10 protein-coding genes are annotated in these 10,547 nt (G+C 58.8%); 1 reads left to right on the plus strand and 9 read right to left on the minus strand.

Annotated elements, in window-relative coordinates; all coding sequences use genetic code 11:
• The coding region (locus tag ABYM29_RS12815; RefSeq protein ID WP_372865166.1) for a LysR family transcriptional regulator at positions 1–652 on the minus strand (652 nt) is incomplete at its 3' end.
• A gap of 21 nt (positions 653–673) precedes the next feature.
• Complete coding sequence (locus ABYM29_RS12820; RefSeq protein ID WP_372865167.1) at positions 674–1,882, minus strand: CaiB/BaiF CoA transferase family protein; 1,209 nt, start codon at positions 1,880–1,882, stop codon at positions 674–676.
• Between the two features lie 139 nt (positions 1,883–2,021).
• Between ABYM29_RS12820 and ABYM29_RS12825 the strand changes: the two genes are divergently transcribed.
• Positions 2,022–2,951, plus strand: coding sequence for a hydroxymethylglutaryl-CoA lyase (locus ABYM29_RS12825; RefSeq protein ID WP_372865168.1), 930 nt, complete (start codon positions 2,022–2,024; stop codon positions 2,949–2,951).
• 2 nt (positions 2,952–2,953) lie between these two features.
• On the opposite strand, the gene ABYM29_RS12830 is transcribed toward ABYM29_RS12825, so the two are convergent.
• The 7 genes from ABYM29_RS12830 to ABYM29_RS12860 form a co-directional block, all read right to left on the minus strand.
• Complete coding sequence (locus ABYM29_RS12830; RefSeq protein WP_372865169.1) at positions 2,954–4,153, minus strand: MFS transporter; 1,200 nt, start codon at positions 4,151–4,153, stop codon at positions 2,954–2,956.
• 179 nt (positions 4,154–4,332) lie between these two features.
• On the minus strand, positions 4,333–5,529 hold the full coding sequence (locus ABYM29_RS12835) for an FAD-dependent oxidoreductase (protein WP_372865170.1): 1,197 nt from the start codon (positions 5,527–5,529) through the stop codon (positions 4,333–4,335).
• Between the two features lie 33 nt (positions 5,530–5,562).
• Positions 5,563–6,357 (minus strand): GntR family transcriptional regulator, encoded by a 795-nt coding sequence (locus tag ABYM29_RS12840; protein WP_372865171.1) that lies wholly within the window; start codon positions 6,355–6,357, stop codon positions 5,563–5,565.
• A 30-nt stretch (positions 6,358–6,387) separates the two neighbouring features.
• Entirely contained in the window at positions 6,388–6,975 is a 588-nt protein-coding gene (locus tag ABYM29_RS12845; RefSeq protein WP_372865172.1) for an isochorismatase family protein, read from the minus strand.
• Positions 6,965–7,801, minus strand: coding sequence for an alpha/beta fold hydrolase (locus ABYM29_RS12850; RefSeq protein WP_372865173.1), 837 nt, complete (start codon positions 7,799–7,801; stop codon positions 6,965–6,967). The genes ABYM29_RS12845 and ABYM29_RS12850 overlap by 11 nt, the downstream gene beginning before the upstream one ends.
• Positions 7,798–9,252: an aldehyde dehydrogenase gene (locus tag ABYM29_RS12855; protein WP_372865174.1), complete on the minus strand. Its 1,455-nt coding sequence runs from the start codon at positions 9,250–9,252 to the stop codon at positions 7,798–7,800. Before ABYM29_RS12855 ends, ABYM29_RS12850 begins: the two co-directional genes overlap by 4 nt.
• Positions 9,249–10,547: aldehyde dehydrogenase (locus tag ABYM29_RS12860; RefSeq protein WP_372865175.1), on the minus strand; the 1,299-nt coding region annotated here is incomplete at its 5' end. The genes ABYM29_RS12855 and ABYM29_RS12860, both read right to left, overlap by 4 nt.

Raw genomic sequence — 10,547 nt, forward strand, 5'->3', positions numbered from 1 at the left:
GCTCTCTCAGCAATAGGGTTTCACCGGCAAGGTCTTGCCAGCGCAGCTGCCGGCGGTCAGCCAAGGGATGTTTAGCCGAGGCAATCACCACAAGTTTATTCGCCCCAAAGGCCAGGGATTCAAGATTCGCTAACTGCGGGGCATCGTCAAAAAAATATAGGTCATCGCGGTTGTCAGTCAGCCGCGCCGTCATCTCGCTGCGGTTACCTATCGCCAGATGCACATCGATATCGGGGTAGCGCTTACAGAAGGGACCGAGGACATGGGGAACAAAACACTCCGCCGAGGTCACAGCGGCAATTTTCAGGGTGCCGGCTCGAAGGCCCTGCAGAGCATTTAACGCGACTTCTAAACGCTCCAAACTGGCAAATATATCACTGGCACTAGCGACCGCCACCCTTCCCGCCTCAGTTAAATGCAGCTGCCTACCGAGGACTTCGTACAGGGGCAAACCCAGATGGCCAGAGAGCTTTTTCAGTTGCATCGACGCACTGGGCTGGGTGAGGTTGAGCCGTTCCGCGGCGGCGCCAACCCCCCCCGTCTCGGCGAGGGCGCTGAGCACTTCCAGCTGGCGGAAGGTCAGTACTCGTCGCAGTTTCCGCTCTATTCTAGACTTCGCGCCCATCGCCGTCCCGCCCCCAATGCGGCCCACAAGAAACTCCGGGCCGCGCCGCTACACCTCGCCAAAGGCTACCACGCCCGCAGCAGCAAGCGCGACGATTTGCTCGTCGCTATAGCCCAATTCTTGCAAGGTCTGACGACTGTGCTCGCCGGCCTTAGGCAGATCCCGACGCAAGCCCAAGCGGCGACCGGCCAGATCGATAGGCAGCCCCGGCAGACACGCAGTCTTGCCCTGCTCAGCCAAGCTCACCTCAAGTAACCCCCCACTGGCATTGAGATGAGGGTCGTCAAATAAATCCGACGGCGAGGCGATGGGCGCAAAGGGCAGGCCAGTTTGCTCTAATTTTTCCATCAGCTGCGGCTTAGTCATTGCCCCGAGACAATCGCGAATCACCGGCATGATTTCCTCGCGCCGCGCCACGCGGTCATTGTTTTGCGCCAAACCGGCATCCCGACTAAACTCGGTCAAGGCAAAGGCCTCGCAAAACACTTTCCACTGGGTGTCACTCACCACTCCGACGAAAACCTGCTCGCCATCACTGGTGTCAAAAATATCGTAGACCGCCCAAGCAGAGGTACGCACCGACATCGGCTGCAGGGGCTTACCGCTGACCGCCTGCTGCGCCATATGCTGGCCAACCATGAAGGCGGTGCTTTCAAACAGGCTGCTCTTCACCAACTGGCCCTCACCCGTGCGGTGACGCTCCTCCAGCGCACCCAAAATAGCGATAGCGCCAAACATACCGCCAGCGATATCCACGACACTGGAGCCCGCGCGCATCGGCCTGCCCGGCAGGCCCGTCATATAGGCTAAGCCGCCCATCATCTGGGTCACTTCATCCAGGGCGGTGCGGTGTTGATAAGGGCCATCGAGAAAGCCCTTTAGCGAACAGTAAATCAGTCGCGGGTTGGTCTCGCGCAGCGACGGATAACCAAAGCCCAGCTTATCCATGGCACCCGGGCGGAAGTTTTCAATCAGAATATCCGCTTTATCGATCAGCTGACGCGCCACCCGCTGCCCGTCATCCGACTTAAGATCCAGGCACAGGCTCTGCTTGTTGCGGTTGTACATCGGAAAGTAGCCCGCACCAGAGCCTTTGAGACGTCGAGTATTGTCGCCTTTAATCGGCTCGATCTTAATTACCTCGGCGCCCATATCAGCCAAAATGACCCCCGCGCTCGGCCCCATCACCATGTGGGTAAATTCAACAATACGAATACCGCTCAGGGGTAAATTCTCGCTTGGCGTCAGCTCAACCATCGTCAGTCTCCAGCTCCGTCATCTGCCTGCACCACTGAAAAACCGTCGATCAGTGGACATCCTGCAGGTCTGCAATTACAATTTGTTATTATGTTATATCAATATATCTTTTGTTGCCACCACCCCTGTTAGGCGGACTATGAAAAATACCGAAATAGACATAGAAATCAGTGAAGTAGGGCCACGAGACGGCCTGCAAAGTATTGCCGACATCATGCCGACGGAAGCGAAAAAGGCGTGGCTGCGCGCCGAGGCCGCGGCTGGCGTGAGAGAGATCGAGGTCGGCTCATTTGTGCCCGCCAGCATCCTGCCCCAGCTTGCCGACACCGCCGAACTGGTTCGCTATGCGCGAACCATTGACGGACTCTGTGTGGCGGTATTGGTGCCCAACCTGCGTGGCGCCCAAGCGGCGTTAGACGCCGGTGCGCACAAAATTTCACTGCCGTTTTCGGTCAGCGAGAGCCACTGCCAGAAAAACGTGAACCGCAGTCATCAACAAATGTTCAATGAAGTAGAACGCATCATCGCCGCTATCGACGCCAGCAGCGGCCCTCGCCCCCACTTTGAAGTCGGCCTGTCCACCGCCTTTGGCTGCTCCATCGAAGGCCCGATCCCCGAGGCCAAGGTCGTGGCAATCGCCGAAAAATTAGTGGCTGCCGGTGTCGACGAAGTCGGCCTGTCTGACACCACCGGCAGTGGCAACCCCGCCCAGTTGAGACGCCTGGTTAAACAGATCTGGCAACACTGTGGCCGCGACAAGCTCAACGGTGTCCACCTGCACAACACCCGCGGGCAAGGACTGGCCAACGCCCTGGCTGCCGTCGACCTCGGCCTGACCACCATCGACAGCTCCCTCGGTGGCATCGGCGGCTGCCCGGCCGCCCCCGGCGCCAGCGGTAATATCGTTACCGAAGACCTGGTGTTTATGCTCGAAGCGATGGGCCTGCGCACCGGCATAGACATTGAAAAATTGATTGCCGTGCGCGAACTACTACACGCGGCGCTGCCCTCCACCGAACTCTACGGCTTTACCGCCAATGCCGGCTTGCCGCTGGGCTTTAAGGCCTGAGGCTATACCGCGCTCTGTCGCAACGCAGTAATGCTCGCCGCAGAGCGCGAAAAATACAGCAGGCTCACGCTCAAACAGGCGCCAAGCAAATACGAAGAGTGAACATGAACGTTGGCAAATAACACACCCGTCAGCAGCGTACCCAAGGTTCTACCCAACGTACCCGCCGACGAATAGATCCCCATTACCATGCCGCGATCGGTATGTATTGCCGCCATCGACGCCAGGCTTTGCGCGCTGGTCAACACACAGGCGGCGCCCGCCGACTGAACCATCATCGCCAAGGTCACCGCCGGCAAACTGCCGCCCTCGCCGGCCAACGCCATACACAACAGCCCTAGGGCATAGATACAAGCGCCACTGCGCAACAAGGTAAGCTCACCATAGCGCCGCGCCAGCGGGCCAATTAACCCCCCCTGCACCGCCACCAATACGACCCCACTGGCCAACAGAATAGGCATCAAGCCACGCGGGCCATTGATCACACCCAGCTCTGCCGCCCAAATCGGGAATAGCGATTCCACCAGGCTGGCACCGATGTTGTAGACCAGGCCGCAACTAATGATCGCCAGCAGTGCCGGCTTGTCGAGCAAGCGCCGCAGGCCCTGCAGGCGGCTAACCGAGGGCTGTTCACGCAACGCCCGGCGACTGTCTACAGGGAGGCTTTCCGGCAAAAAAAACAGGATGGCCAAAAATGCCAGGCTGGACATCGCCGCAGAAAACAGTGCCGGGCGGACAAAATTGGCGGTCTCGAAATCGGCTCCGGCCAAGGCGCTGCCCAGCGCCGGACCGACGATAAAGCCGATACCAAAGGCAGCACCGACCATACCCATGCCCTTAGCGCGATTCTCGGCACTGGTAATATCAGTGATGTAGGCCTGCGCCGCCGACAGGTTGCCGGCCATCGCCCCGGCTATCAGCCGCGACAGTGCCAGCATCCACAGCGTGGTCGCCGAGGCCATCAGACAATAGGCGATTACCGCCCCCGCCATACTCAACAACAACACCGGCTTGCGCCCGTAGTAGTCGCTGAGCCGCCCCAAAAACGGCGTACTGATAAACAGCGCGGCGGAATAGCAGGCCATCAGCGCCGTGGCGAGCGCCGGGCCGGCACCGAGGTTTTGAGCAAAGTAGGGGAAAATCGGGATCATAATGCCGAACCCTATAAGGTCCAGCAAGATAACAAAAAAGATAATAAGCATGGCGAAGTGCCTCTGCAAAAATGGCGCGCCTGCCACCGCCAATACCGGCAGTATTAGCGGGCGGGCAAACACGGCCCTCGGCGACTAAAAACCGTTAATGAGGGCGCAACCAAATGGATATAACCGCGTAATTCGCGCGCCAGCGCGTTCGGCGAAAGCTCAATATTGGCCGCTGCGACTTAGGCCACAGCCAAACTCTCACGCACACAGTTGATCATCGCCCGCTCCATTAAAAAGGCCTTGGCCTTGACCGGATCGGCGGCGGTCTCCATCAACATGGCCTGGCGCTTTTTCTGAATATCGGGGTCGCTGGACTCCATCAATTTCTTATTTTCGATGGTGTGCTTTTGCACAAAGTCTACGGCCAATTGGCGACGCTGGCGGTCGTACAGAGCAAACTCGCTGGCGATATCAGCACCGCCCTGAACAATATTAACCAGCCGTTCCGCGAGGTTGAAGGCATCGTGCAGACCGCCGTTCATGCCCATACCGCCGAGTGGATTATTGATATGGCAGGCGTCACCAGCCAACACAATCCGCCCCTTATAATAGGTTTCGGACACTCGCTGATGAACGTTGTAAAGCGTCCGGTGGTGAATGGCATAGCTATCGCCCTTGTCGTGGAGATGGCGCAACCGGGACTGAATAAAGTCGTCTGACAGCAGCGTCGCCTCGTCGTCACCAGGCTCGGTGGGAATCAATACTCGCCAAAGTTTTTCCGTGCGCAGAATCACACACCACTCATCGGGGTCAGACACATAATTGACCCAGGCGAGATTGTCGAACACCGACTCAAAGGCAAAGTCGGTGCTGACCACCAGGAATTTTTCATCATAGGTAAAGCCACCAAAACCAATGCCCGCGCCTTTGCGCACATTGCTGGAGGCACCGTCGCTACCCACTAAAATCGGCGTGTGAATTTCGCTGCGACCGCCAGCGTTTTCCACCTCAACGATGACGCCATCGTCGACCTCGCGACAGCCAACGACTTTGTGGCCAAAGCGAACCTCAACATGGGGGTAATCTTTTAGCATGTCACCGACAATGCGCGTCATCTCATACTGCTCTAGCTGCAGGCGAAACGGGAACTTGGTTTCGTCGGCAATCAGTTGCATATTGAATTCGGCAACTTCATTGGTTTTGCGATCGCGGTATTGGTATTTGTCGGCAACTAGGCCTTTGGCGAGCATTTTCTCAGTCACGCCCAAGCGATCGAGCATTTCCAAAGACGGCGGGTGAAAGGTTGAGGCACGTAAATCAACAGGTAGTTGTGCAGCTTGTTCAAGTAAGATAACGGGAATATCGTGCTGCGCGAGATAAAGCGTCAATGCCGAACCGGCTGGGCCGGCACCAACAACAACAATTGGCTGATTCATAAGTGCTTCCGTAAATATCAGACATTTAAAAAATCACGTCTGTTCACCTATGTACTCGTCTATACCCAGACTCATACGATAGATAAACCGTCGAGGGTTATATTGGCAGCTGAGAATATCCACCAGGCGGCCGTCCTCGCTGTAGGACTGGCGCAGCAAGGTCAGCGCCGGCTCACCGGGCTCCATTTCCAGCTCGCGGGCCACATCTGCACTGACCGCGATGGCACTGAGATCCTGCTCGACCTTGGTCAACTTAATGCCATTGTCGCGAATCACATCCAAGCGCACTGCAGATTCAAGATTTTCGCGGCTAAAACCGTGTTTAATGCCCGCCGTCCAACTTTCGTAATAGGCGAAGGGCTTGCCCTCCTCACTGCTGCGCACACGCAACAGCCGATGAGCCTTTTCACCAGCCTTTAAGCCGAGCTGCTGAGCGATCTTGGCCGGCGGATTGACCTCCGACAGATCGAGCACCTTGACTTTGGTGTGGCGACCCAAATTTGCCAGTTTTTCCAGCATGCCCATCAACGGCGCATTCACCGCCTCGGGCTTATACTGGTAGATAACGTGAGTGCCCTTTCCTCGGCGGCGCTCCACCAATTCCTCGGCGGCCAGCTCATCCATCGCCCTTTTGGCAGTAATACGAGAGATGCCAAACACCTCGGCCAAATGCTGCTCAGTCGGCATCTTGGCGCCAAAGGCAATAGAGCCGTCGAGTATCCGTCCCTTAAGCAGTAAGTAGGTCTGATGATAGAGCGGCGTAGGGGTATCGCCACGCAGTGCCTTCAGATCGTGCTCGCTGAACAACTTTTCGATTACTGCGTCCATAACTCCTCCTGATGATGGCTTGCGGCCATTCTACGGCAGTTGCAGTAACACATCATCGACTTTCATAACGTCGGCATATTTGGCATGCATATCAAAAAGATTGGCCTCGTGGGCGGCATTATTGCGGTCGCCCACGGCCTCAATCGGCACCACTATCGAGTAATCATGCTGCAGGCCATCAACCACGGTGGCGCGCACACAGCCGCTGGTCGTCAGCCCAGTCACCACTAAGCTGTCGACAGCGAGGGATTGCAGATGCTCGTGCAAGTCGGTGCCGAAAAAACAACTGGCCCACTGCTTCTCAATCAGCCGTTCACCGGCTATCGGCGCGAGGGCATCATCGACCTTCACCCAGCGCGAATCTGGGGTTAAGCAATTGAGTGCTGGAATACGCGAACGAAACACCTTGGCCTGATCGTCACGGTGGTACACCACAGTGGTGAACACCACCGGCAGACCGCGCTCGCGAAAGGCCGACAACAATTTCGCATTCGCCGCGACCACCTCCGGACAGTCGCTGCCCAGCGGGCATGCAGAATGCGTAAAGCCGTTGATCATATCCACCAACAGCAGCGCCGGGCGACCAACGATGCCCAGGCTGTTTCGCTCAAGGTTCATCGCGCCACTCCCGCTTGCTGTTGGCCGCCACATCGGCAGTCATAAACCGTCGAATCAACGCGCAGACCGCGCCCGGCTGGCGATCGCAAACCCAGCTCGCCGCTCCGGCAATTTCGCTTTTCACACCCCGTCGCACTTCGGAAAAAGCCTCATCCAACACCGGATACAAGGGGTCAGCGGAGCCAGCGAACATCAACACCGGCTCCGTCACGGCGCGGATCGCCCGCCGAAAATCGTGATCAATCACCGCTTGATAAGCATCGGGGTAGCTCTCCCCCATGGCCAAGCCCAACAGGCTCTCACGCAGCACCAGCGCCAAATCTGCCCCACCGTCCTTAGCCAACATGCGCTGCCACATGCCTTGCATATGCCCACCGTCGCGCGCAAGCGGAAAGGCCCGCGCCTTATCCGGCAGCGCGGCCTGTAATTCCGGGCTAAGCAGGGTCGGCCCGGACAACATCAGCCGGGCGTCGATATAAGGGTGTCGATACAGCAGTTCCGTGGCGACGGCAGCGCCCGTATGGTGACCAAAAACCCCTGCCACACGCTGACTGAAAGCCCGACAAAATGCCGCAATGCTGTCGGCCCAATCGGCAATGCTATTGCCACCAGGCAGGGCATCACTCTGACCAAAGCCGGGCAAGTCCGGCGCCAGCACATAGTAGTCACTGGCCAACTCAGCCATCATCGCCTGATACATCACCGAGCTACTGGGCGCCTGATGAATCAGCAGCAGCAGCGGGCTATGCGGCTTGCCGGCGTAGCGATAGTGCAGCTGGCCCGCACCCACCGAGATATAACCGCGCCTCAGGGACTGACTTCTCACAGCATCCCATCCAATTCCACACTCACCCACTTCAGCTCGGTGAACTCCTCGGTACTGAATTTGCCGCCACTGCGACCCACGCCGGAATAGCCGCTGCCACCCACCGGCGCCAGGGCATTGCTCTGAAAGGAGTGCATACCGATATGCACCGCCCCCGCATTAATACGACGCGCGGCGCTAAAACCCCACTGCACATTGTGGGTGAGCACCCCGGCCGACAAGCCATACTGACTGTCGTTGGCCAGGGCAATGGCCTCGTCAAGATCGGCAGCCCGCACAATACTGGCCAGCGGGCCGAAGCTTTCCTCCCGCCAAATGCTCGCGTCGCGAGGCGGGTCGAGCAGCAAGGTCGGTTCGTAAACCAAGCCACTGCGCACACGCCCCCCACACAATAAGCTAGCGCCCTGCGCCAAGGCATCGGCCTGATGCTGCTGAATTTTTTCCACTGCGCGGCGATTGATCAGCGGTCCATAAGCGCAGTCGCTGTCAAACACATCGCCGATTTTTAACGCCTCGGTCTCGCGTTTAATTGCCGCGCAAAAAGCGTCGTAAATTGGCTCTTCAACGACGATGCGCGAATTGGCCATGCAAATCTGACCGCCGTGATTAAACATCCCCGCCACGGCAATCGCGGCAGCTCGCTCGGGGTCGACGTCACGCAGCACTAACAGCGCGCTCTTACCACCCAACTCCAGTTGTGCGGGCACCATGCGCTGCATAGCCGCGGCGCCAATCAACTTGCCGGTTTGCGTGGAGCCGGTGAGGGCAATACCGTCGACGCGAGGGTGGTTAACCAGCGGCGCACCGCACTCGGCGCCAAAGCCGGGCAACACACTAATGGCCTCAGCCGGCAGCCCGGCCTCGACCAGCAGGCGCGCAAACGCCAAGGCAATAATCGGCGTTTCCTCCGAGGGTTTCACCACTACACTGTTGCCGGCAGCCAAGGGAAAGGCCGCCATTTTGCACAGCAGCGCCAGCGGCGCATTATAGGGCGACACTACAGCAACTACGCCCAGCGGTTCGCGAAACACCATCGACAAGCGATCGGGCCGGTCATTGGGAAAGGTGTCGCCGTAGAGGCGGCGCACCTCGCCTGCTGCGGTCCGCAACAGGTCGACGGTATAATTGATCTCAAACTTGGCCTTGCCAATCGTCGAACCACTTTCGCGAATCAGCAATTCCAAATAGCGGGCCTCGCCTTCGGCCTCCATGATTTGCGCCGCGCGTAGCAACACGGCTTCGCGCACCTTCGGCGCCAGTGCCGACCAGGTCTGCAGACCGCGCTCGGCGGCAGCAACCGCCAGCGCGACATCTTCCTCGCCGGCACTGGCCACCGCGGCCAGCGGCTGTTCGTCTAGCGGCGACAACACCTCAAACCAGCTGTCACTGGCAGCGCTGCGCTCTTCACCACCGATGTAAAGGCCGTGGCGACGCTGAAAATACTCGCTCACGGCCTTGCCCCCACGCCGATCACGCGGCTGCCGCGAAAAAATTCAAAGCTTTCGCGCACGCCTTCGTCGCCCAGGCCACTCAGGCCCCAGGCCGGTCGCGGCGCCAATGGATTAAGGTTCATCATCGTCACCGCATTAATTTTGACAATGCCGGTGCTCATGCGTTTGGCGACATCCCAACAGTGCTGTTCTTCGCCAAACACATAGCCCGCCAAACCAAAGGGCGTGCCATTGGCCAGCGCCACCGCTTCGTCATCACTGCTAAAGCTGTGTACGGTGGCCACCGGGCCAAAGGTTTCATCGCGGGTTTGGCTGGGATCGAGACCGACCACCAAGGCTGGCGCAAAGTAGTAACCGGTTGATCGCGGCAGCGTACTGCTTTGCAGCACATCGCCGCCCAACTCGCGATAGTGGGCCAGGGTCTGTTCGATATGCGCCAGATGCACAGTGTGTACCAGGGGACCCATCTCGCTGTCGGCGTCCAGGGCACTGCCAATTTTCAAGTCACCGAGTCGCGCCATCACGCCCTTCACCACCGCCGTCATCAGCGATTCGTGAACTAATAAACGCCCCAAAGCACGGCACCACTGGCCGTTTAAGGTAACTAGGCCCTGCACAATAGCGTCGCAGCTGGCATCGACATCGGCGTCAGCCAACACCACTAGGGCATTGTTGCCGCCCAACTCCAATTGCGCCGGCTTGATATCCCTAGCGCAAGCTGCGGCAACGGCGCGGCCACCGGCCAAGCCGCCGGTAAACGACACCGCTTCAATGCGCGAGTCGGCCACCAGCGCGGCGCCCACTGAGGCATCGCCGTGCAACAGCTGTAGCAGGCCATCGGGAAAACCCACGCCCTGCAAAGCTTGCACAATGTACTGAGCCGACAACGGCGCCCACTCCGAGGGTTTCACAATAACCGGGCAGCCCGCCGCCAACGCCGAGGCGAGTTTGTGGCAGGCAATCCCCGAGGGCGCATTCCACGGCGCAATAATGGCCGCTGGCCCCAGCGGCAAACGCTCCATTAACAACTCGCCGTAAGGGCCGTCCAGGGGCGCGGCCACCTCGCCTTGGCGCAGCAGCGCGGCCGCCGAGCGAAACGCCATCGGGCAAATACTGGCCACCACGCTGGTGAATTTTAAAATTGCACCGGTGCACAAGGCATCGGCCTCGGCAATCTTGCCCGCCTGAGCGGCCAAGGCATCGGCCGCGGCATCGAGAATATCGGCGCGCTCTAGGGCACTGCGACGACTCCACACGCCGCTGTCATGCACTTGGCAAGCGGTGGCAATGGCAGC

Origin of the sequence: Spongiibacter sp., from assembly GCF_041602295.1 — a bacterium.
GTDB lineage: Bacteria > Pseudomonadota > Gammaproteobacteria > Pseudomonadales > Spongiibacteraceae > Spongiibacter.

What these genes read in the sequence shown, in the direction of transcription:
- ABYM29_RS12835 (WP_372865170.1), bottom strand. Translation starts at nt 5,529, where the DNA reads ATGAATCAGCCAATTGTTGTTGTTGGTGCCGGCCCAGCCGGTTCGGCA.
- ABYM29_RS12825 (WP_372865168.1), top strand. Translation starts at nt 2,022, where the DNA reads ATGAAAAATACCGAAATAGACATAGAAATCAGTGAAGTAGGGCCACGA.
- ABYM29_RS12820 (WP_372865167.1), bottom strand. Translation starts at nt 1,882, where the DNA reads ATGGTTGAGCTGACGCCAAGCGAGAATTTACCCCTGAGCGGTATTCGT.
- ABYM29_RS12830 (WP_372865169.1), bottom strand. Translation starts at nt 4,153, where the DNA reads ATGCTTATTATCTTTTTTGTTATCTTGCTGGACCTTATAGGGTTCGGC.
- ABYM29_RS12845 (WP_372865172.1), bottom strand. Translation starts at nt 6,975, where the DNA reads ATGAACCTTGAGCGAAACAGCCTGGGCATCGTTGGTCGCCCGGCGCTG.
- ABYM29_RS12840 (WP_372865171.1), bottom strand. Translation starts at nt 6,357, where the DNA reads ATGGACGCAGTAATCGAAAAGTTGTTCAGCGAGCACGATCTGAAGGCA.